Genomic DNA, 21,533 nt, shown 5'->3' on the forward strand with positions numbered 1-21,533 from the left:
CCTGCCGTTGTCCCCTTTGCCGTGGACAGGGACCAGCCTGCTCTCCCTTCGCGGTTTTCGACCACTCACGTTGCTGTAACGGCAAACGGCGCTACGCGTCTCAGCCCCGCTTGCGGAACGCGCGCAGGGTGAACCGGGGGTCGGGGCGCGGCACGTCCTGGTCCGGGAGCGCCGCGAGACCGGCCTCCAGTCGGGCGGCCAGTGGGCTGTCGGGCGGGACCCGGGTGAACCAGCCCCGGTGGAGGTCGTCGACCGTGGAGCGGGGCGAGCGGCCCTGGCCGTGGCCGGTGAAACCGGCCCGGCCCGCCGGCGCGAGGCCGTACTCGGCGGCGTACGCCTCGACGGCCTCGGCGCGGTCGACGGCGGGGCGCACGGGGCGCGGGGCGAGCACGGTGTCGATGTCGCTGCCCACGTCGTGCGAGGCGGCCTTGTCGACGGTGGTGACGTAGGTGCCGCCGGGCCGCAGCACCCGCGCGCACTCGGCGACGACCGACGCCGTCTCCTCGGGGCCGGGGAACAGGTGCAGCAGCCACACCGTACTCACGGCGTCGAACGAGCCGTCCGGGAAGGGGAGTTGGCGGCTGTCGCCGAGGATTACGGCGCCCGGCAAGCGGGCCGCCGCGAGCTGGGCCATGCGGTGTGCCGCGTCCACTCCCGTCACCCGCAGGCCGGCGCGGGCGGCGAGGCGGCGCGCGACAAGACCGGTGCCGCAGGCGACGTCGAGGAGGGTGCGGGTGTCCGCGGGCAGCAGCCCGAGGACGGCGGCCGCGGCGGCGGCCGCGCGGGGCTCACCGCCGCGCGAGGCGTCGTAGCGGTCGGCTTCCTTGTTGTAGTCCAGCATGGTTGTAGTCCAGCACGGTTGTAGTCCAGCGCGGTGGTGCTCAGTGCGCGCCGTGCCCGGGGGCGAACTCCTCCACCCTGCGCGCCAGTTCGAGGTCGAGAGCGGTGATCGCGCCGCCCGCGCTGTGGGTGTTCACGGAGAGGGCCACGGTGTTGTAGCCGAGGACGATGTCCGCGTGGTGGTCCAGTTCGTCCTGCGTCTGCGCGATGTGGACGACCAGGCCGACCGCCGCGAAGTGCGAGCCGAGCCGGTACGACCGGGTGATCTTGCCGCCGTCGAGGGACCCGTCGAGGGACCAGCCGGGCAGTTCGGCGAGGCGGTCCTCGATCTCCTTGTGCGAAAGCGGTTCGGGGGTCATGGGCGATGCTCCTTCCACTGGGTCGCCTTCACCTTGCCACAGCCCGTTTCGATTACCGTCTACGTATGACAACCGCCGCGCCCGCCAAGGGGAACACCAAGGGAAGCATCAAGGGAAGCGCCAAAGGCAGGGCCAAGGGGCACGCGAGCGGAGTGGGTCCGCTGCTGCGCGGCTGGCGCGAGCGGCGGCGGGTCAGTCAGCTGGAGCTGGCCCTGCGCGCCGATTCGTCCGCGCGGCACATCAGCTTCATCGAGACGGGCCGCTCCCGCCCCAGCGAGGAGCTGGTGCTGCGCCTCGCCGACCACCTCGACGTGCCGGTGCGGGAGCGCAACTCCCTGCTGCTGGCCGCCGGTTACGCGCCGCGCTTCAGGGAGACCCCGCTGGAGGACCCCTCGATGGGCACGCTGCGCGAGGGCCTGGAGCAGCTGCTCACCGGCTACGAGCCCTATCCCGCGCTGGTCGTCGACGCGGCCTACGACGTGATCGCGGCGAACCGCGGCATCGCGATGATCCTCGAAGGCCTTCCGGAGCACCTTCTCGCCGGGCCCCTGAACGCGATGCGGCTCACCCTCCACCCGGAGGGCCTCGCCCCGAGGATCCGCAATCTGCGCGAGTGGCGCGGCCATCTGCTGCACCAGATGGAGCGGCAGATCGCGTTGCAGCGCTCGGACGCCCTGCGGGCGGTGTACGAGGAGGTGGCCGCGTATCCGGTGGAGGATCCGGGGGTGGACGCCTTCGACGCCGGGACGGACGTACCGTACTTCGCGCTGCCGCTGCGGATCGAGCACGACGGGCACGTCCTGTCCTTCATCTCGTCGATCTCGACGTTCAACACCCCGATGGACGTGACCGTCGCCGAGCTGGCCATCGAGACGCTGCTCCCGGCCGACCCGGCGACGGTCAAGTTCCTCCAGACCCGTATGGCGTAGCGGTCAGGGCCGCAGGGCTCGCAGCGCCGCGTACTGGAGCGCGGCGAAGCCGCCGACGGTCAGGGCCTGCATCGGGATCCAGACCGCGCCGGCCGTGCTGGGCGAGAGCCAGACGACGAGGGCGACGACGCTGAGCACCGCCCAGGCGGCGTTGCCCTCGATGACCGCCCGCACGCCGAGCGTCGGCGGGCTCTTGCGGGCCGCGAGGTAGCCGACGCCCGCGCCGTAGAGGGTGAGGAAGACGCCGAGGCCGAGCAGCAGCCCGGAGTCGACGCCCAGGAAGCGTCCGAGGGGCCCTGAGGCGGCGGCGTACGCCAGGCCGTTGCCGGCGGTCACGACCGCGTCCAGGCCGAGGAAGCGGCGCAGCATGGTGGTCGGGTCGGTGGTGCGGGCGAGTGCGGTGAGCTGGTAGGTCGTCATGGCGGATTGCCTCCGGGCTGCGGGGAAGGGCGGTGGTACGGGGCGGCGGCCCCGGTCCGTTTTCCGTTGACACCACTGTGCCGAGCGCCCGTCGACCGGTCGATTACGTCACAGGTAATGCCGACGAGCGGCGTCACGGCGAGGACCGCTTGGCGGCGTTCCGCCGAGGCCCCTCCCCCGGCGCGTCACGCCCCCGGCGAGCGCCCGCAACCCATACGGCGTCGGCCGAAAGGCGCCCTTCGCCCCGCCCCCCTAGGTTCGTTGAAAGGCAGATCTAGGGAGCCCACGGTGACAGAGACGTCCGAGCCCGCCGCGGCCCTGCTGCGGGCGGGGAAGTTCTTCCGGCACGGCACCACCGCCCCCGACCTGCACAGCGTCGCGCTGACCGGGGGCCGGGACGCGGACGCCTTCTACCGTGACCGCTGGAGCCACGACAAGGTCGTGAACTCCACGCACGGCGTGAACTGCACCGGCTCCTGCCGTTGGAAGGTGTACGTCAAGGACGGCATCATCACCTGGGAGACGCAGCAGACGGACTACCCGAGCGTCGGCCCCGACCGCCCCGAGTACGAGCCGCGCGGCTGCCCCCGGGGCGCCGCGTTCTCCTGGTACACGTACTCCCCCACCCGCGTCCGCTACCCGTATCTGCGCGGCGTCCTGGTGGAGATGTACCGGGAGGCGAAGGCGCGGCTGCGGGACCCGGTGCTCGCCTGGGCGGACATCCAGGGCGACCCGGAACGCCGCCGCCGGTATCAACAGGCGCGCGGCAAGGGCGGGTTGGTGCGGGCGACCTGGGACGAGGCCGTCGAGATCATCGCGGCGGCGCACGTCCACACCATCAAGACGTACGGTCCCGACCGCGTCGCGGGCTTCTCGCCGATCCCCGCGATGTCGATGGTGTCGCACGCGGCGGGGGCCCGTTTCATGGGGCTGATCGGCGCGCCGATGCTCTCCTTCTACGACTGGTACGCGGACCTTCCCGTCGCCTCGCCGCAGGTCTTCGGCGACCAGACGGACGTACCGGAGTCGGGCGACTGGTGGGACGCCGCGTATCTGATGATGTGGGGCTCGAACGTGCCGGTGACGCGGACGCCCGACGCGCACTGGATGGCCGAGGCGCGCTATCGCGGGCAGAAGGTCGTGGTCGTCGCGCCCGACTACGCCGACAACGCCAAGTTCGCCGATGAGTGGCTGCATCCGCACCCCGGCACGGACGGGGCGCTGGCCTTCGCGATGGGGCACGTCGTCCTTAAAGAGTTCTTCGTCGATCGCCCGACGGAGTTCTTCACCGACTACGTACGCAAGTTCACCGACCTGCCCTTCCTGGTGACGCTCACCGAGCGCGACGGCGCGTATGTGCCCGCGAAGTTCCTGCGCGCCACCGATCTGGGTGAGGACGGTGAGGGCGGCGACTGGAAGACGGCTGTGCTCGACGAGAACACCGGGCGGCCCGCCGTGCCGAACGGCTCGCTGGGCTTCCGCTGGACCGAGTCCGGCAAGGGCAAGTGGAATCTGGACCTCGGGGACATCAAGCCGCGCTTGAGCCTGCACGGTTCCCCGGTCGCGGCGGGTGTCGAGGTGCTGCTGCCCCGCTTCGACACGGAGGGCGGCTCGCACGGGCAGGGCCGCGGGGAGGTCGTGCGCCGGGGCGTTCCCGCGACGCGCCTGGGCGGGCAGGACGGGCCGCTGGTCACCACCGTCTTCGATCTGCTGCTCGCGCAGTACGGCGTCGGGCGCGCGGGGCTGCCCGGTTCCTGGCCCGCTTCGTACGAGGACGCCTCGCAGCCCGGCACGCCCGCCTGGCAGGAGGCGCACACATCGGTGCCCGCCGGCAAGTGCGTGCGGATCGCCCGGGAGTTCGCGGCGACGGCGGAGAAGTCGCGGGGCCGCTGCATGATCCTGATGGGCGCCGGCACCAACCACTGGTTCCACTCCGAGACGATCTACCGGTCCTTCCTCGCCCTGCTCCAGCTGACGGGTTGTCAGGGGCGTAATGGCGGCGGCTGGGCGCATTACGTCGGGCAGGAGAAGTGCCGCCCGGTCACGGGGTGGGCGACGCTCGCCGGGGGCCTGGACTGGAGCAGGCCGCCGCGGCAGATGATCGGCGCCGCGTACTGGTTCCTCAACACCGACCAGTGGCGTTACGACAGGTTCGCCGCGGACGTGCTGGCCTCGCCGCTCGGCGAGGGCCGCTTCGCGGGGATGACGGGCGCCGACTGTCTGGCGCTGTCGGCGCGGACCGGCTGGATGCCGTCGTACCCGACGTTCGACCGCAACCCTCTGGACCTCGGCGCGACGGCGGGCGACCCGGTGGCCAACGTCGTCGGCGAACTGAAGGCGGGCACCCTCAAGTTCGCCTGCGAAGATCCGGACGCCCCTGAGAACTGGCCGCGCGTACTGACCCTGTGGCGGGCCAATCTCCTCGGCTCGTCCGCGAAGGGCGCGGAGTACTTCACGAAGCATCTGCTCGGCACGCACTCCTCGCTGCGCGCCGAGGAGGCCGCCCCCGACGAACGCCCCTCCACGGTCACCTGGCGCGACGAGGCGCCCGAAGGCAAGCTCGACCTCCTCGTCTCCCTCGACTTCCGGCAGACGTCCTCCACGCTGCTGTCGGACGTGGTCCTGCCCGCCGCCACCTGGTACGAGAAGCACGACCTGTCGACCACCGACATGCACCCCTACGTGCACTCCTTCACCCCGGCCGTCGACCCGCCCTGGCAGGCCCGCACCGACTTCGACACCTTCCGCGTGATCGCCGAGCGGCTGAGCGCGCTGGCGGTGGACCACCTCGGCGTGCGCAAGGACGTCGTCGCCACCGCGCTCCAGCACGACACGCCGGGCGAGACCGCGCAGCCCGGCGGGGTCGTCCTGGACTGGCGCAAGGGCGAGTGCGAGCCGGTGCCGGGCAGGACGATGCCGAACCTCACGGTCGTGGAGCGCGACTACACCGCGATCGGCGCGAAGTTCGCCGCGCTCGGGCCGCTGGTGGAGCGACTGGGGCTGCCCGCGAAGGGCATCGCCCTCCACCCCGACCAGGAGGTCGAGGAGCTGAAGGAGCGCAACGGCGTGGTGGTCGGCGGACCCGCCGACGGCCGTCCCGCCCTGAACACGGCCGTGAAGGCGGCCAACACCATCCTCGCCCTGTCCGGCACGACCAACGGGCGCCTCGCCACCCAGGGCTTCCACACCCTGGAGGCGCGCACCGGCCAGGAGATGGCGCACCTCGCCGCCGAGCACGAGGGCAAGCGCATCACGTACGCCGATACGCAGGCCGCGCCGGTGCCGGTGATCACCTCGCCGGAGTGGAGCGGCAGCGAGTCGGGCGGGCGCCGCTACACGGCCTTCACGCTCAACACCGAGCACCTCAAGCCCTGGCACACCCTCACCGGGCGGCAGCACTTCTTCATCGACCACGACTGGATGCACGAACTGGGCGAGGCGATGCCCGTCTACCGGCCGCCGCTGGACATGAACCGTCTGTTCGGGGAGCCGCGGCTCGGGCCGGACGGCGAGAAGGAGGTGACGGTTCGTTACCTCACCCCGCACAACAAGTGGTCGATCCACTCCGAGTACCAGGACAACCTCTTCATGCTGTCGCTCTCGCGCGGCGGCCAGTGCATCTGGATGGCGCCGCAGGACGCGGACGCGATCGGCGTGCGGGACAACGACTGGATCGAGGCGGTCAACCGCAACGGCGTCGTGGTGGCTCGGGCCGTCGTCTCGCACCGCATGCCGGCCGGCACGGTCTATATGCACCACGCGCAGGAGCGCACGGTGAACGTCCCCAAGGCGGAGACCACCGGCAGGCGCGGCGGGATCCACAACTCCCTGACCCGGCTGATCCTCAAGCCGTCCCATCTCATCGGCGGTTACGCGCAGTTGTCGTGGGCCTTCAACTACCTGGGTCCGACGGGCAACCAGCGCGACGAGGTGACGGTCATCCGCCGCAGGTCGCAGAAGGTGGAGTACTGACATGCCCCGTGACCAGGCCCCCCGCAGACGTGTGATGGCCCAGATCGCGATGGTGATGAACCTCGACAAGTGCATCGGCTGTCACACCTGTTCGGTCACCTGCAAGCAGGCGTGGACCAACCGCGACGGCATGGAGTACGTCTGGTTCAACAACGTCGAGACCCGGCCCGGCCAGGGCTATCCGCGCCGCTACGAGGACCAGGAGAAGTGGCGCGGCGGCTGGGAGCTGAACAGGCGCGGCGCCCTGAAGCTGAAGAACGGCGGCCGGATCAAGTCGCTCCTGGAGATCTTCTCCAACCCCAAGCTGCCCGAGATCAAGGACTACTACGAGCCCTGGACGTACGAGTACAGGAACCTCACCGACGCCCCGCTCGGCGACGACTACCCGGTGGCCGAGCCCCGCTCCCTGATCTCCGGCAAGCCGATGAAGATCGAGTGGTCGTCGAACTGGGACGACAACCTCGGCGGCGCCACCGAGCACGGCCACCTCGACCCGATGGTCGCCAAGACCCGTCAACAGGCCGCCGACAAGGTGCAGTTCGCCTTCGAGCAGACGTTCATGTTATACCTTCCCCGCATCTGCGAGCACTGCCTCAACCCCGCGTGCGTGGCGTCCTGCCCGTCCGGCGCGATGTACAAGCGCGAGGAGGACGGCATCGTCCTCGTCGACCAGGACCACTGCCGCGGCTGGCGCAAGTGCGTGACCGGCTGCCCGTACAAGAAGGTCTACTTCAACCACCGCACCGGCAAGGCCGAGAAGTGCACGATGTGCTACCCGCGCGTCGAGGTGGGCCTGCCCACGGTCTGCTCGGAGACCTGCGTGGGGCGGCTGCGCTATCTCGGGGTGATCCTCTACGACCCGGACAAGGTGACGGCGGCCGCCTCCGAGCCGGACGAACACAAGCTCTACCAAGCCCAGTTGGATGTCTTCCTCGACCCCGAGGATCCCGACGTGCGCCGTGACGCCGAGCGGTCCGGCATCACGTACGACTGGATCGAGGCGGCGCGCCGCTCCCCCGTACACGCGTTGATCAGCACGTACAAGGTGGCGCTCCCGCTGCATCCGGAGTACCGCACCATGCCGATGGTCTGGTACATCCCGCCGCTCTCCCCGGTGGTCGACGCGCTGACGGAGACCGGGCACGACGGCGAGGACGCGGCGAACCTCTTCGGCGCCATCGACACCCTGCGCATCCCCCTCGAATACCTCGCGGAGATCTTCACGGCGGGGGACGTCGGCCCGGTGCGCGCCTCGCTGGAGAAGCTGGCGGCGATGCGGGCGCACATGCGGGCCATCAACCTCGGTGACGCGCCGGACAGTTCGGTGGCGCGGTCGGTGGGGATGTCGGGGCCCGAGATCGAGGACATGTACCGGCTGCTGGCCATCGCCAAGTACGAGGACCGGTACGTCATCCCGACCGCGGCCGTCGGGGACGCGCGGCGCCTTGAGGAGTCGGCCCTCCCCGAGCTGTCCGACTCGTGCAGCCTCGACTTCGAGGGCGGGCCCGGCATGGGCGGCGACGGCCCCTTCGGCCAGGACTCCGGCCGCAAGCAGCTGCCGCTGGTCACCATCGAGAACTTCCACGCGCTCCGCGACCGGCAGACCGCCGACCGCGAGCCGAGCGCCATCGAGAAGGCGCACGCCGCCGAGGAGGACGACCAGTGACCGGCCACGCCGTGCTCTACCAGGCCGCGGCGCTCTGCCTCGGCTACCCCGACGAGCAGTTCCACGAGCGGCTTCCGCTGCTGAAGGCCGCCGCACCCCCGGAATTCGACGACTTCCTGACGTACGCCGCGACCACCGACCCCCGGGAACTCGCGGCGCACTATGTGCGGGTCTTCGACTTCAAGAACCGGCACAGCCTGTATCTCAGCTGGTGGCGGGAGGGCGACACCCGGCGGCGCGGCATGGCCCTGGTCCGCTTCAAGGAGGTCTACCGCGCGCACGGCCTGGAGTTCAGCGGCGAGGAACTGCCGGACTTCCTGCCCGCGGTCCTGGAGTTCTCGGCGCGGGCGGGCCCCGTACTGCTCCTGGAGCACCGCAGCGGCCTGGAGCTGCTGCGGCTCGCGCTCGCCGACTTCGGCACGCCGTACGCGTCCGTGCTCGACGCGGTGTGCGCGAGCCTGCCGGGCCCCTCGCCCAAGGACCGCGCCGAGGCCCTCGCCCTGGCCCGCTCGGGGCCGCCTCGCGAGGACGTGGGCCTCGAACCCTTCGCACTCATCGGGGAACGCTGATGAAAACGCTGCTGTGGGGCGTCCTTCCCTACCTCGCCCTCGTGCTGCTCGTCGCGGGCGTCATCTGGCGCTACCGCTACGACAAGTTCGGCTGGACGACCCGTTCGTCACAGGTCTACGAGTCCAAGCTCCTCAACATCGCCTCGCCGATGTTCCATTACGGCATCCTCTTCGTGCTCGTCGGGCATCTGGTGGGCCTGTTCCTCCCCGAGTCGTGGACGGAGAAGGCGGGCGTGAGCGAGCACACGTACCACCTGTTCTCGCTGTACGGCGGCACGGCGGCCGGGGTCCTGCTCGTCCTCGGCATCCTGCTGCTGCTCTACCGGCGCCGGACCAACACGCCGGTGTTCCGCGCGACGACCGCCAACGACAAGCTGATGTACCTGGTGCTGTTCGCGGCGATCGTGCTCGGCATGGTCGCCAAGCTGACGCACACGTCCGGCGACGGCTACAACTACCGCGAGGCCATCGCCCCTTGGGCACGCAGCCTCTTCACGCTCCAGCCGGACATCGACCGGATGACGGGCGTGCCGGTGCTGTACGAGATCCACGCGGTCGTCGGCATGGTGCTGTTCGCCCTGGTGCCGTTCACCCGGCTGATCCATATGTTCAGCGCGCCGCTCCAGTACCTCTTCCGGCCGTACGTGGTCTACCGCGCCCGGGATCCGAAGCGTCTTGGCGCACGGCCGGAGAGGCGTGGCTGGGAGCGGACGGGTTCTTAAGTCGCCCTGCCCCGGTCGCCCTTGCCCTGACCGTCCTGGTCCTCGCCTGCCTTGCTCCTGTCATCCTCGTCCACGATCTCGGCGTCCACCACGCCCTCCTCCGCGGCGGAACCCGTGGAGCCGGTCTCCTCCTGGGCGCCCCCGCCCGAGGCCGCGTACATCGCCTGGCCCATCTTCTGGCTGACCGCCGCCAGCTTCTCGACGCCCGCGCGCAGGGCCGCGGTGTCGTCGCCGCGGTCCTTCAGGAGGCCCTTCAACTCCGCGGCCGCCGCCCCCACTTCACTCCTCGTGTCGGCAGGGATCTTGTCCTCGTTCTCCCGGTTCTCCCGCAGGAACCGTTCCGTCTGGTAGACGAGCTGCTCCGCCTGGTTGCGGGTCTCGGCGGCCTCGCGCCGTTTGCGGTCCTCCTCCGCGTGCTGCTCGGCCTCGCGGACCATGCGGTTGATGTCGTCCTTGGGCAGCGCCGAGCCACCGGTCACCGTCATGCGCTGCTCGCGTCCGGTGGCCTCGTCCTTCGCCGAGACGTGCATGATGCCGTTGGCGTCGATGTCGAAGGTGACCTCGATCTTCGGGACCCCGCGGGGGGCGGGCGGCAGCCCCGTCAGATCGAAGACGCCGAGCTTCTTGTTGTAGGCGGCGATCTCCCGCTCCCCCTGGAAGACCTGGATGCCGACCGAGGGCTGGTTGTCCTCGGCGGTCGAGAAGGTCTCCGAACGCCGGGTGGGGATCGTGGTGTTGCGCTCGATGAGCTTGGTCATGATGCCGCCCTTGGTCTCGATGCCGAGGGACAGCGGGGTCACGTCGAGGAGCAGGACGTCCTTGACGTCTCCCCGGATCACCCCGGCCTGGAGGGTCGCGCCGAGCGCGACCACCTCGTCGGGGTTGACGCCCTTGTGCGGGTCCTTCCCGGTGAGTTCCCTGACCAGTTCGCTCACGGCGGGCATGCGGGTGGAGCCGCCCACCAGGATCACGTGGTCGATCGCGGAGAGCTTGATGTTCGCGTCCTTGACGGCCTGGTGGAAGGGCTCCTTGCAGCGGTCGAGCAGGTCGGCCGTCAGTTCCTGGAACTGGGCGCGCGTCAGCTTTTCGGCGAGGTGCAGCGGGCCCTCCGCCGAGGCGGTGATGTAGGGGAGGTTGATGTCCGTCTCACTGGAGGAGGACAGCTCGATCTTCGCCTTCTCGGCGCCCTCGCGCAGGCGCTGGAGGGCCATCTTGTCCTTGCCGAGGTCGATGCCGTGCCCGTTCTTGAACTGCCGTACCAGGTGCTCGACGATCCGCTGGTCCCAGTCGTCGCCGCCCAGCTGGGTGTCGCCGTTGGTCGCCTTCACCTCGATGACGCCCTCGCCCATCTCCAGGAGCGAGACGTCGAAGGTGCCGCCGCCCAGGTCGAAGACGAGGACGGTCTGGTCGTCGCCCTTGTCCAGGCCGTACGCGAGGGCCGCGGCCGTCGGTTCGTTGATGATGCGCAGGACGTTGAGCCCCGCGATCTCACCGGCCTCCTTGGTGGCCTGGCGCTGGGTGTCGTCGAAGTACGCGGGCACGGTGACCACCGCGTCGGTGACGTCCTCGCCCAAGTAGGACTCGGCGTCGCGCTTGAGCTTCTGGAGGACGCGCGCGGACAGCTCCTGCGCGGTGTAGCGGACGCCGTCCACGGAGCCGCTCCCCGGGAAGCGCCAGCCGCTGTCGCCCATGTGGCGTTTGACGGAGCGGGCGGTGCGCTCCACGTTCGTGACCGCCTGCCGCTTGGCGACCTCTCCCACCAGGACCTCGCCGTTCTTCGCGAAGGCGACGACCGACGGGGTGGTGCGCGCGCCCTCCGCGTTGGCGACGACGGTCGGTTCACCGCCCTCCAGCACGGCCACCACTGAGTTCGTCGTTCCGAGATCGATCCCGACCGCACGTGCCATGGTCCAGTCCCTTCCGCCGCGAGCCCAAGTCCCCCGTATCCAGGTCTACTCCGCACTCCATCACAAAACTTGAGCGGCATCTTGTCAATGCCCTGACGCGACGATGCCGCCGCCCCGGTGCGGGACGGCGGCATCGTCAACGGGCGTCGCGTCAGGCCAGCTTGGCGGAGAGCGTGATGGTCGTGCCCGTCAGCGCCTGGCTCACCGGGCAGTTGGCCTTGGCGTCCTCGGCGGCGGCGGTGAAGGCCTGCTCGTCCAGGCCCGGCACCTCGCCCTCGACGGTGAGGTGGATGCCGGTGATGCCGGTGCCCGGCTGGAAGGTCACGTCGGCGGACGTGGTCAGGCGGGTGGGCGGGGTGCCGGCGCCCGTCAGGCCGTGCGAGAGCGCCATCGAGAAGCAGCTGGAGTGCGCGGCGGCGATCAGCTCCTCCGGGCTCGTCTTGCCGTTCGCCTCCTCGGCGCGCGACGGCCAGGACACCGCCTGCTGCCCGATGCCGGAGGAGTCGAAAGTGACGGTGCCCGAGCCCTCCGTCAGAGAGCCTTCCCAGACCGTGTGCGCGGAGCGCGTGGTTGCCACGATGCAGTTCCCTTCAGTGCGGTTCCGTGATCGGAACTTCCGTTGCCACCATCCGATCACACTCGGGGGGCGGCTGACAGCGCCTCCCGGTGGCGACCCGTCACGGTCTGCGTGTCACTCCCCGCCTGCGGCACCGGCCTGGCCGCCCGCGCCCATCGCGCCGAACATTCCCCCCATCAGCTCCTCGACATCCAGCTCGGTGGCGCCCGCGGGGGCGGTGGGCCTGGTGCCCTCGGTCATCCGGATGACCAGGCCGAGCTTCTTGACCTTGGTGTTCTCGGCGAGCTTGGCGAGGTCGATGCGGACCTCCTTCAGCTCGTCGTTCTTCAGCGTGATGTCCGCCCTGACCTTGCCGTCGGGGGCGTCCTTCAGCTCCTTGGCCGTCGGCAGCTCCACACCGGGCGGCAGCTTCTTCGCCAGCGGGCGCAGCTCGCCGACCAGCTCGGTGGCCAGGGTGCGGAAGGGCGCGGTGGCGGTGATGCGCTCGGTCCCGTCCTCGCCCCCGGCCGTCTTCAGCTTGACCTCACGGCCGACGACCTCGCGCACGGCCTTCATGAGCTTCTTCTGCGTCCTGGCGTCGAGGGTGGGCTCCGGGGAGGGCTCGGCCCCCGGCTCGCCGCCGCCCTCCGCGGCGAGCCGCTCCATCTGCTTGGTGTCGATCTTCACCCACTTGCCCTCAAGGACCTTCTTGAGGGCGCCGGCCTCCGGGGGCAGGTCCGCCGCGGTCGGCACGGGGGTGCCCATGGCCTTGCCGACGCGGGCCACGTCGGTGCGGAGGTACGTCAGGTCGCCGATGACCCGGTACTCGATCAGCTTCCCGTCCGGACCGCTGATCTTCATGGCCATACGGTCGAAGTCCTTCTCACCGGACTCACCGAACGGCTTCTTCGACTGCACGGTGACGCTGATCGTCGCGTCGCTGAGCAGCCGCGTGGCCTCGTCCGGCATCTCCTCGCCGGACCCCGGCTCCGAGGAGTCGTCCAGCGCCTTGAGCGAGGCGGCGTCGGTGTCCAGGGAGAACTCGAAGGAGAGCGACTTCTCCTCGTTCAGGTTGTCGAAGGCCTCGTCGAGCTTCTGGCCGGCGGACAGCTGCTCCACGGTGCCGCAGGCGGCCGAGCCGGCGAGGACCGCGCCGACGACTGCGGTGGCGGTCAGAGTCTTACGTATGGCGGTGATGATGGTCTCCTCGTGAGTGTGTTCGGTCGGTAGACCCACACCTGCCTCAAATGGTTGCCCTGTTCCTGACATGACTGGCACAGGAGAGCGGCTGCCCGCGCGGAGCCCCCCCTTCCGAGCGGGTCGGCCAGGGCACGCCCTAGGAGCGGTTGGCGCTCGCGCAGCCGTCGCCCGTGCCCCGCATGCCGTCACCCGTGTCGATCGGCTTGCTGCGGTCGTACGGGTCGACTTCACGGTCCTCGTCGGCCGACCGCACGCCGTCCGCGCCGAAGGGCGGCACGAAGTAGCCGGTGGGGGTGGAGCAGCCGCCGTTGGTCATGTCGAGCGCGTAGGAGACGAGGGACATCGTGCCCGGTTCGGTGACGACCTTCGCCGGGTCGTCCCAGCTCATCACCGTTTCGCGCCGCACGATCGTACGGACGACCTCGGCGTCCCGCCCGCCTTCGCCCGCCGCGGTGACCGGGTACACGAAGGTGACGTCGGCCGTCACCTCGACCGCCCCCCGTTTCCCCTCCCGGTACATGAGCCGGCCGCGCGTCTTGACCACGTCACCGACCAGCCGGGCCTGGTCCGGCCGGAAGCGGCTGAACAGCAGCAGCGGGTCGGTCTCCTCCGTGGGCTCCGCCGACGACAGGGCGGTACGGAGGTATGCCTTGACGTCCTTCTGATGCGGGTTCAGCAGGGCGATCGCCTTCGTGGGCCGCTCGCCGCGCAGCACGCGGGGGTCGAGCCCGGCGGCCGCCAGGAAATCCCGACTCCGCCGCAGCGCCCGCTCGACCTGGGCGGTGTCCATCCAGCCGGTCGCCCTGGCCGGCGGCACCGTGATCCCCGCCGCTCCGTCGGCCCAGCGGGCGGCGGGCGACCCCCGGAAGGGCTCGGCGAGGGTGGGGCGCAGACCGCTCCCGGCGCCGGGCGCCTTCCGCGGCCTCTTGGACTCGGCGGCCATCGGCTTCCCGTCCTGCCCGCCCTCGTCGCCGCCGAACCAACCACCGAGCCGCTGTGGGAAGAGCGCCACGACCAGGAGGGCCACGGCCGCCACCAGTCCGATCACGTACCAGCCTGTCCTGCGCCGGGGACGGGCCGGTGAGTACGTACGCCAGCCTTCCGGCCGCCCGGAACGCTCCCGCAGCCGCCGCTCCACCTCACGGGCGCGCGCCGACGGCTCCACAGGGGCGTTGGCCGTACCCGTCACCGACTCGCGGAGGAACCGCTCCCACTCCTCTTCGGACACGGACGACCCGTCCTGCCCGCCAACCCCGCTCACACGCACTCCCGTTCCCGTTCGACGACTCGATGCCCGACTCACCGGTGCCTGATGGCTCGGCCGCCCGACCGCCTGCCCCATGGGGTTGAGTGCCGCGCCGGCCGCTTCCGTCGCGAACCGGGGCATGTGTGAGTGTAGGTATTGACGATCAGTTCGAACGAAGCGTGGCCGAGATCAGGCCAAGGCGCCGACTCACCCCGTTCCGACATCTCGAAGCAGGCAGCTGCTCGTCCTTACTGGGAGCGCTTGTACGTCAGCTTGCCGGCGCCATCCCTGTCGGCGCGCCGCAGCTTGTCCTCGCCCACCAGGGTCAGCGTCGACGGTTTCCCAGGCGCGCACGCCGAGAGCGGTTTCCCCGAGGTCACCACCGAACTGCCCAACCGCACGGCGCGAGATGTGACGGAGTCCAATCGCGCTTCAAACACACAGCGGTATGCGTCCCCACCCCTTCTCGGCCCGACTGCCGTCAGGGTCATCACCGTGTCGTCCACGTATCCCTGCCGAATCACCATCGTCCGGGCGTGGGAGCCCTCCTTGTGCTCGAGCGAACTCTTCCAGGTACCGAGGTACCTCTCCGGCAGAACGCCCGTCGGCCTGTGGGCCGGCGGCTGCTCCACCACGCGCGAACCCTCGTGGTGGACGTAGGTGCCAAAGGCGACGGCCATGATGGCGGCGGCCGTGGCCAGGATGAGTCCACGGCGTGACCGTTCCCTGGGCGGCGGCCTCTCGGGCGCGCCGAGGGTCACCAACGGGGGCAGCGCGGACAGTGGGCGGCCGCCCGCACTCTCCGCTTCCGCCCTCCGCGCCGGCACCTCGGTTTTCGCCTCTGCGGGCAGACGGTCCGCGCGGACGCCGATGATTGCGGCGCCGGCCCTGCGCGTCAACGTGAGGCCCCGCGCAAGGGGCAGGGCGCGAGCATGGCTCGGGCGCCGGTCGACTCCGATCGCGGCCGCGGCAGCGCGGCGGAGCAGCGTGGGCCGGGTCATTCGGCGCCCCTCGGGCCCGCGGCCGGCCGCCGGGAGACGGACTGCTCGGTCGGGGGCCCGGTCGCCGGTGGCTGAGCGTCCTGCGGCTGGGGAGCCTGCGGCGCGTCGGGGTCGCCGATGAAGACCCCGGCCAGCCGGGTGTGCTTGAGCTGGACGAGGATCAAGGGTGCCGATGCCCCGACGGCGAACGTCGCGAAGCCACCATCGATCTGCCCCCAGGCCTCCATGAGCAGAGCCACCCCGGCCCCCATCACCATGTGCACTACGGCTGCGATGCTCTGGCCCGCGATGTCGTAGAACGCACCGAAGGCGGGAGGCGCTCCCTCGGCCTCGGACTGCTCGGAGAGCCGGAACTCCTGCCGTCGTAGGAGCCATTCGGACATGCAGTCGTATGCGTGCACGATTCCACGCACCGCTCCGCCTGCCGCCCCGATCAGAAGCAGACTCGCAGTGTCCACGTGCCCCCAGTCCGTGCGGAGAGACTTAGACGGTCGACATAAAAGGCTACGGACCTCGTCATCACAAGAGAAGAGGAGCATCCGAAACAAGAGAAGAGGAGCACCCGAACCCGGCAGGTCGAAGTCCTCTGCCCAGCGCCCCCTCCGCACCCGGTTCCAGGGCCGAAGGACACTGCGGGGCGGCCTGTTGGAACATGCGGGGATGAGCACACACCCTATGGCCGGCCCGCCGAGCGCGATCCGGCTCGCCCAGTACACGCACGCCGACGTGGCCGAGATCCTGGGCGATGGCGACGACCCCTTCGGCGTCGCGGAGACCGGCCTGGCCTGGCTGTCCAAAGAAGAGCACTTCGGCATACGTCACGAGGGCCGGCTCGTGGCACACGCGGGACTGCGACGCCTTCCGCTGACGGTCGGCGGAACCGCCCTGGAAGTCGTCGGGGTCGGCGGCGTGGCCGTCGCCCCCGACGTACGCGGCCGGGGCCTGGCACGGTCGGTCGTCGCGGCGGCCCTGTCCCACGCCCGCACTCTGGGCCCGCGGCACGCCCTGCTCTTCTGTCGCCCACCGCTCGTCGTGCTGTACGAGAGGCTCGGCTGGCGTCCGATCGACGAGGACGCCCAGTGGCCCGCCGGGCCGGTGCGGCTGCGGTCGTTGCCCATGTGAGCGGCGGAGCCGGCTCGACTACGGCCGCAGAGTCGGTGGCCCCCGGCCCCCCTGCCGCGGTCACGGGATGGAAACGGGCCGCGCGGGGGCCCGCGGACCCCCGGGAGGTGTTCGAGCCGGGAGCGCAGGTGCGCGGCGGGCGATACGAACACGTTGTGCGCGCGGCCGGACCGAAGAGGCTCCTGAGGTGCGGGAACGGGCCCGTGGCGGGGGCCCTATGGCCGGAATGGCAACTGGGCAAGGCGCGTCCGCGGTGACACTTTGAGGCCTTCTCGCGCACGACAGCGAGGAGTCCTCTCAGGGGGTTTGGCCATGCGCATCAACTACTCGGACCGCGGTCCGTCCCCGCTCGAACCGGAGAAGCCCGGAGCGGCGGGTGAGCGGGACTCGACCTTCGGCTGGTGGGGTGCCTTCAGCATCCAGAAGTTCGTCAACCAGTCGTCGCTCTACCACACCCACGCCGACGCCACCGGCTGGCTGGACTACCTCCAGCAGTTCTACGACCGCAACTTCTGGTTCGCCGACGGCGGCGCCCAGGTGTGGGCGTACGAGGAGACGTACGACAACTGGCAGGACCGCTACGGCATGGACGCCGTCTGCGCCGTCTACCACTCGGGCCACGGCGGCATGGACAACAACGGCGTGTTCTTCGCGCCCCTCGGCGCCGCCTGGGACGGGCGCAGCGACGCCGTCTCCAACCGGATGGCGCTCGGCAACGAGAAGGCGAACTACGTCTTCTGGTCGACCTGTGACTCGCTGAAGGTCACCGGCGGGCACTCACCGATCCGCACCTGGGCCGGGCCCAACATCGGCTTCCGCATGATCTTCGGGTTCGAGACCGTCAGTATCGACAGCCCGGACTACGGCAAGAAGTTCTGGGAGAAGTGGCGGGCCGGACAGACGTACTGCGACGCATGGCTGAACGCCAGCTGGGACATCCACCACGGCCAGGCACCGTCGGTCGCCGCGGCCGGCGCCACCCAGGCCGAGGCCGTCAACCGCCTCAACACCGAGCGGAACTTCTACCGCGAGCACGTACCGGACAACTGGTACGCCTGGCGCTGGTACTACGCTCGCGAGGGCGTCAGGGAGCCGCTCACCCGGATCCCCGGTCGGCAGCAGATCGTGCAGCTCGCGCCGCGTAACCCGGGCGAGGAACTCGCCGGACTCGGGCGGCTGGCCGACTTCCCGTCGGCGGCGCTGCAAGAGGTCCAGGTCGAGCAGCAGGGCGTGCTCAGCGCCACCTCCGGCGACCGGATCGTCTCCACCGACGCGCGCGGCGTGAGCTGGGTCAAGCTCGCCGCGCCCAACCACCGCAACACCCAGCAGCTGCCCACCGAGCGTGCGGTCGAGGCGGCGCGCTCGTTCGCCGAGCGGTACGCGGAGGGTGCCGAGCTGGTCGTCGACAGCGTGCTCGACCTGATGCAGAACACCGGGACGAAGGACGGCTCCGAGATCGGGCGCCCGGTCTCCCTGGAGACGCACGTGACCTTCCGCCAGGTGTTCGACGGCGTGCCCGTCATCACCCCGGACCGCGGCCTGATCCGCGTCGGCCTCGACAACGACGGCACCGTCATCCAGTCGCAGATCGCCACCCGCAGGCCCACCGGTGCCACGCGCGAGCCGAGCACGGAGGTCTCGCCGCCCGAGCCCAAGGCCGGCAAATCCTCGGCCGCCCCGCTGGAGCGCGACCCGCGCAAGGCGCTCGACGCGGCGCAGAAGACGCTGCTCGCCCACCTCGCGGCGGTCACCGCGGACCAGCCGCGGGAGGGCGCGGCGGCCGAGCAGGAGCTGCGGGTCCAGGACGTGCCCGGCACCTTCGAGGTCGGCTACGAGGTGGAGGACAACGAGGCGTACCCGGCGGCCCGCAAGCTGATCGAGATCGGCTCGCGGGACAGCATGTTCAGGACCCGGCGCTGGGTCGTCGCACCACTGGCGAGGTAGGCGCGCGAGACCCCCGTCAGGCGTGAGAGGTGGCGGCCCGCTGCTTGCGGGCCGCCATCCACGCGTACACGAGCACCCCGACGAAGAGGAACAGCACGCCCTGGTAGACGGCCGCGTAACCGGACCCGGCGACCAGCCACATGGAGAACGCGAACGCGGCGCCCGCGAGGACCGCGTCCCGCACCAGGCGCCCGCAGTGGACGCGCTCGCCCTGCCCGGAGACGAGGAAGTAGATCTGCGCGGCGGTGGCGAGCAGGTAGGGCACCGTCGCCGTGAACGTGGTGATCAGGACCAGGGACTCGAAGACGCCACCGGCGCCCGCCGTGTAGTTGTAGACGGTCAGCAGCGAGGCGAGGACGACGGTGACGAGGACGCCGACGGTCGGCACGCCCCGCTTCTTCCTGCCGAACGCGCTCGGGAAGAGTCCGTCCTTGGCGGCCGCGTACGGCGTCTGGGCGCTCAGCAGCGTCCAGCCGTTGAGCGCGCCGACCATCGAGACGAGCGCGGCGACGGCGACCGCGGTGCCGCCCCAGGAGCCGCCGAACATGGCGTTGACGGCGTCCGAGAAGGGCGCGGTGGAGCCGACCAGCCTGTCGTGCGCGACGGTCCCGAAGACCGCGAGCGTGCCGAGGAGGTAGACGAGGGCGGCGCCGAGGGTGCCGAGGATGGTGGCGCGCCCTACGTTGCGGCGCGGATCGCGGACCTCACCGGCGCTGACCGCCGCGGACTCCACGCCCAGGTAGGAGAAGAGCAGGATCGCGGCGGAGGCGGAGACGGCGCCGACCGGGCTGTCGTCGCTCGCCTGGAAGGGCCCGAGGTTGGCGCTGTCGAAGAAGAAGAGGCCGCCGATCGCGACGAGCAGCAGCGGCAGGAACTTCAGTACGGTGGCGACGAGCTGGACCGCGCCGACGTACCGCGTGCCCGCGAAGTTCGCGAGGGCGGGCAGGAGTTGCAGGGTGAGGGCGGCGAGGCAGGCGGTCCACTTGTGCTCGTCGACCGGTATGAGCACGTCGAGGTAGCCGACGGCGGCGACGGCGAGGGCGGCGTTGGACACCCAGGTGGTGATCCAGTACGACCATGCCGCGAGGAACCCCGCGAAGTCGCCGAAGGCCTCGCGCGCGTAGACGTACGGTCCACCGGTCCGCGGGTCGCGCGCGGCGAGGCGCCCGAAGACGAGGGCCAGGGCTATCGCGCCGGCGGTCAGGACGCCGAACGCGACGAGGCTGATGGTGCCGAACGGAGCGACGGAGGCCGGGAGCAGGAAGATGCCGCCGCCGATGATGTTGCCCATCACGAGACAGATGGCGACGGGAAGACCGAAGGTCCGGGCGTGCTTGCTCGATGCCTGTGTCTCGCTCGGTGCTTGCGTCTCGGGGGCCGGAGCCGACTGCGGTGCGGTTCCGGTGTCGTGCATGGGTCGTGCGCCTCTCGTCGTGCCAGGGGGCCCGGGATCGCCGAGCGGAACACATGGTCGGGCACGGCGGACGCTGCTCCAAATCAGCGTGCTTTCTCCTGCGGAGCCTGGTCGACGGCCGCAAAAGCTGTGCCACCAGGGGCTCAGGACAGCGGATCATGCACCGGAACGGATACCTCCGCGACGGCCACCGCGACCTCCGGAGTCACCGGCGCCTCAGGAGCCATGGGCGCCGCATGACCCATGGCCTCGACCAGCCAGCGCCGCAGCACGCGATGGACCGCTTCGGCGCCGACCAGCTCCTCCCCCTCCTCCACGGGCGGGGAGAGCACGAGCGGCGACAGGAGGAACGGGCGGCCCTGCGCGCCACCGAGCCCGCCGTGCGAGCCGATCTGCTCCTCGAAGGCGAGGACCTCGCCGTCCTGAGGGTCGTACCAGGAGTTGACCATGATGTCGGCGGTGTGTGGAAAGCCGTCCGTGCGCCGCACGGCGTCGGCCGCGCCGGGACCGAAGTCCGCGAGCGGCCCGAGATCCGCCGGGTCCTCGTCCAGATACACCTCGGCGCCGCGCGCCCCGAGCACCACCGGACCGCGCTCCGCGCTGCGTACGAGGAGGAAGCCGATGCCCGGATGGTTGGCGAGGGTGGGCAGCAGCGCCGGGTGGCGGCGGTCGATCTCCTCGCGGGTCATGCGGTGGCGCACGTCCGGGAACGAGACGAGCCCGAGGTTGCCGGAGGCGAGCACGATCGGTTCGGCGCGGCGGGCCGGGCGCAGCTCGTCCTGCCCCTCCTCGACGGGCCGGCGCAGTGCCGCCCGCACCGCGGCACGGGCCTCGGCGCCGCTGTGCGTACGCTGCGCCCTGCGCGGCACGGGGAGCCCGCAGCCGGCCTTCACGAGGTCGCCGAGGGTCAGGCCGTAGCGCGCGCGGAACGTCTCGCCCGGGCTCTGCCCGTGGTCGGACAGCAGCACGATCCGGTACGAGCGCGGGGCGTGCTCGGCGACCTGGGCGAGCAGGGCGAGCGACCGGTCGAGACGTCTGAGCACCTTCTCCACGTCGCCGCCGGCCGGCCCGGAGTGGTGCGCCACTTCGTCGTACGCGACGAGGTCGGCGTAGACCGCGCTGCGCCCGGCGAGCATGTCCCCGATGACGGCGGCGACCACCACATCGCGCTCCACGACGGTCGCGAAGGCGCGGATGAACGGGTAGAGCCCGCCGCGGCTCACCCTCGGGCGGCGCCGCTCGACGCGGGCGCGCGTGGACTCGCCGATCTCCCGGAAGACCTCGGCGACGAAGGAGAGGGCCGTGCGGACGGCGTTGGCGGGATCGGAGAAGTAGGCGAAGTACCCGGCGCGGGACCGGTTCTTCTTGCCCCTCCTCGCGGCCACGGACAGCACGAGCGCGAGCTGCTCGGCGCCCCCGCTGAAGAGGTTGCCGCGGCTGGCGCCGTCGACGGTCAGCAGTCCGCCGTCGCCGGTGCGGCGGACGGCGCGGCGCTGTAGTTCGACGGCGGAGGCGGGCCGGTTGCTGACCATGACCTCGCCGGTGTCCTTCTCGTACCACCGGAAGGCGGGCACATCGTGGTTGGAGCCGTGCAGGATGCCGAGCTGGCTGGCGCCGGTCTGGCTGGACCAGTCGGTGCGCCAGGGGGTGAGGCGGTGGGTGGGGG

Annotated in this window: 18 protein-coding genes; 7 read left to right on the top strand and 11 right to left on the bottom strand. The window is 70.9% G+C overall.

What is annotated here, in order from left to right:
- Positions 1-100: 100 nt before the first annotated feature.
- Entirely contained in the window at positions 101-841 is a 741-nt protein-coding gene (locus tag IG54_RS0130645) for a class I SAM-dependent methyltransferase (protein ID WP_030791930.1), read from the bottom strand.
- A 40-nt stretch (positions 842-881) separates the two neighbouring features.
- The gene (locus tag IG54_RS0130650) at positions 882-1,199 is read right to left on the bottom strand and encodes a 4a-hydroxytetrahydrobiopterin dehydratase (RefSeq protein ID WP_030791933.1); all 318 of its coding nucleotides are present in this window, start codon (positions 1,197-1,199) and stop codon (positions 882-884) included.
- A gap of 65 nt (positions 1,200-1,264) precedes the next feature.
- Here IG54_RS0130650 and IG54_RS0130655 point away from each other — a divergent pair, with 65 nt between their 5' ends.
- Positions 1,265-2,128 carry a helix-turn-helix domain-containing protein gene (locus IG54_RS0130655; protein ID WP_030791936.1) on the top strand — a complete coding sequence of 288 codons (864 nt, stop codon included), beginning with the start codon at positions 1,265-1,267 and terminating at the stop codon, positions 2,126-2,128.
- A gap of 3 nt (positions 2,129-2,131) precedes the next feature.
- Here the strand turns inward: IG54_RS0130655 and IG54_RS0130660 are convergent, their stop codons facing one another.
- The gene (locus tag IG54_RS0130660) at positions 2,132-2,548 is read right to left on the bottom strand and encodes a hypothetical protein (protein WP_030791939.1); all 417 of its coding nucleotides are present in this window, start codon (positions 2,546-2,548) and stop codon (positions 2,132-2,134) included.
- Between the two features lie 288 nt (positions 2,549-2,836).
- On the opposite strand from IG54_RS0130660, the gene IG54_RS0130665 reads away from it, so the two are divergent.
- The 4 genes from IG54_RS0130665 to narI are packed head-to-tail and all read left to right on the top strand — an operon-like array spanning position 2,837 to position 9,477.
- Positions 2,837-6,520, top strand: a complete 3,684-nt coding sequence (locus tag IG54_RS0130665) for a nitrate reductase subunit alpha (RefSeq protein ID WP_030791942.1) — start codon at positions 2,837-2,839, stop codon at positions 6,518-6,520.
- A 1-nt stretch (position 6,521) separates the two neighbouring features.
- Entirely contained in the window at positions 6,522-8,186 is a 1,665-nt protein-coding gene (gene narH, locus IG54_RS0130670) for a nitrate reductase subunit beta (protein WP_037898030.1), read from the top strand.
- A complete protein-coding gene (gene narJ, locus IG54_RS0130675) occupies positions 8,183-8,755 on the top strand; it encodes a nitrate reductase molybdenum cofactor assembly chaperone (protein ID WP_030791949.1) in 573 nt (190 codons plus the stop codon). The genes narH and narJ overlap by 4 nt, the downstream gene beginning before the upstream one ends.
- The gene (gene narI / locus IG54_RS0130680) at positions 8,755-9,477 is read left to right on the top strand and encodes a respiratory nitrate reductase subunit gamma (RefSeq protein WP_030791952.1); all 723 of its coding nucleotides are present in this window, start codon (positions 8,755-8,757) and stop codon (positions 9,475-9,477) included. Before narJ ends, narI begins: the two co-directional genes overlap by 1 nt.
- Here narI and dnaK read toward each other — a convergent pair.
- The 6 genes from dnaK to IG54_RS39460 form a co-directional block, all read right to left on the bottom strand.
- Complete coding sequence (dnaK, locus tag IG54_RS0130685) at positions 9,474-11,384, bottom strand: molecular chaperone DnaK (RefSeq protein ID WP_030791955.1); 1,911 nt, start codon at positions 11,382-11,384, stop codon at positions 9,474-9,476. The two genes, narI and dnaK, sit on opposite strands and share 4 nt — an antisense overlap.
- 151 nt (positions 11,385-11,535) lie before the next feature.
- Positions 11,536-11,961 (bottom strand): OsmC family protein, encoded by a 426-nt coding sequence (locus IG54_RS0130690; RefSeq protein WP_030791958.1) that lies wholly within the window; start codon positions 11,959-11,961, stop codon positions 11,536-11,538.
- Positions 11,962-12,075: 114 nt separating this feature from the next.
- Positions 12,076-13,176 (bottom strand): hypothetical protein, encoded by a 1,101-nt coding sequence (locus IG54_RS0130695; RefSeq protein ID WP_420712300.1) that lies wholly within the window; start codon positions 13,174-13,176, stop codon positions 12,076-12,078.
- A 100-nt stretch (positions 13,177-13,276) separates the two neighbouring features.
- Complete coding sequence (locus IG54_RS0130700; RefSeq protein ID WP_030791964.1) at positions 13,277-14,368, bottom strand: hypothetical protein; 1,092 nt, start codon at positions 14,366-14,368, stop codon at positions 13,277-13,279.
- A 266-nt stretch (positions 14,369-14,634) separates the two neighbouring features.
- Entirely contained in the window at positions 14,635-15,387 is a 753-nt protein-coding gene (locus tag IG54_RS0130705; protein WP_030791967.1) for a hypothetical protein, read from the bottom strand.
- Positions 15,384-15,770: a hypothetical protein gene (locus IG54_RS39460; RefSeq protein ID WP_158708958.1), complete on the bottom strand. Its 387-nt coding sequence runs from the start codon at positions 15,768-15,770 to the stop codon at positions 15,384-15,386. Before IG54_RS39460 ends, IG54_RS0130705 begins: the two co-directional genes overlap by 4 nt.
- A gap of 277 nt (positions 15,771-16,047) precedes the next feature.
- Between IG54_RS39460 and IG54_RS0130715 the strand changes: the two genes are divergently transcribed.
- Positions 16,048-16,509, top strand: a complete 462-nt coding sequence (locus IG54_RS0130715; RefSeq protein WP_030791971.1) for a GNAT family N-acetyltransferase — start codon at positions 16,048-16,050, stop codon at positions 16,507-16,509.
- Positions 16,510-16,821: 312 nt separating this feature from the next.
- On the top strand, positions 16,822-18,453 hold the full coding sequence (locus tag IG54_RS0130720) for a DUF6345 domain-containing protein (RefSeq protein ID WP_030791973.1): 1,632 nt from the start codon (positions 16,822-16,824) through the stop codon (positions 18,451-18,453).
- A gap of 16 nt (positions 18,454-18,469) precedes the next feature.
- On the opposite strand, the gene IG54_RS0130725 is transcribed toward IG54_RS0130720, so the two are convergent.
- A complete protein-coding gene (locus IG54_RS0130725; RefSeq protein ID WP_030791975.1) occupies positions 18,470-19,867 on the bottom strand; it encodes an amino acid permease in 1,398 nt (465 codons plus the stop codon).
- 143 nt (positions 19,868-20,010) lie between these two features.
- On the bottom strand, positions 20,011-21,533 hold a 1,523-nt coding region (locus IG54_RS0130730), incomplete at its 5' end, for an alkaline phosphatase family protein (protein WP_037898034.1).

Source organism: Streptomyces sp. NRRL S-920 (assembly GCF_000717945.1).
Taxonomy (GTDB): Bacteria; Actinomycetota; Actinomycetes; order Streptomycetales; family Streptomycetaceae; genus Streptomyces; species Streptomyces alboniger.

Bases quoted from the DNA above. Each gene is read 5' to 3' on its own strand.
- IG54_RS0130645 (WP_030791930.1), bottom strand. From the start codon at position 841: ATGCTGGACTACAACAAGGAAGCCGACCGCTACGACGCCTCGCGCGGC.
- IG54_RS0130650 (WP_030791933.1), bottom strand. From the start codon at position 1,199: ATGACCCCCGAACCGCTTTCGCACAAGGAGATCGAGGACCGCCTCGCC.
- IG54_RS0130655 (WP_030791936.1), top strand. From the start codon at position 1,265: ATGACAACCGCCGCGCCCGCCAAGGGGAACACCAAGGGAAGCATCAAG.
- IG54_RS0130660 (WP_030791939.1), bottom strand. From the start codon at position 2,548: ATGACGACCTACCAGCTCACCGCACTCGCCCGCACCACCGACCCGACC.
- narH (WP_037898030.1), top strand. From the start codon at position 6,522: ATGCCCCGTGACCAGGCCCCCCGCAGACGTGTGATGGCCCAGATCGCG.
- narI (WP_030791952.1), top strand. From the start codon at position 8,755: ATGAAAACGCTGCTGTGGGGCGTCCTTCCCTACCTCGCCCTCGTGCTG.
- dnaK (WP_030791955.1), bottom strand. From the start codon at position 11,384: ATGGCACGTGCGGTCGGGATCGATCTCGGAACGACGAACTCAGTGGTG.
- IG54_RS0130705 (WP_030791967.1), bottom strand. From the start codon at position 15,387: ATGACCCGGCCCACGCTGCTCCGCCGCGCTGCCGCGGCCGCGATCGGA.
- IG54_RS39460 (WP_158708958.1), bottom strand. From the start codon at position 15,770: ATGTCCGAATGGCTCCTACGACGGCAGGAGTTCCGGCTCTCCGAGCAG.
- IG54_RS0130715 (WP_030791971.1), top strand. From the start codon at position 16,048: ATGAGCACACACCCTATGGCCGGCCCGCCGAGCGCGATCCGGCTCGCC.
- IG54_RS0130720 (WP_030791973.1), top strand. From the start codon at position 16,822: ATGCGCATCAACTACTCGGACCGCGGTCCGTCCCCGCTCGAACCGGAG.
- IG54_RS0130725 (WP_030791975.1), bottom strand. From the start codon at position 19,867: ATGCACGACACCGGAACCGCACCGCAGTCGGCTCCGGCCCCCGAGACG.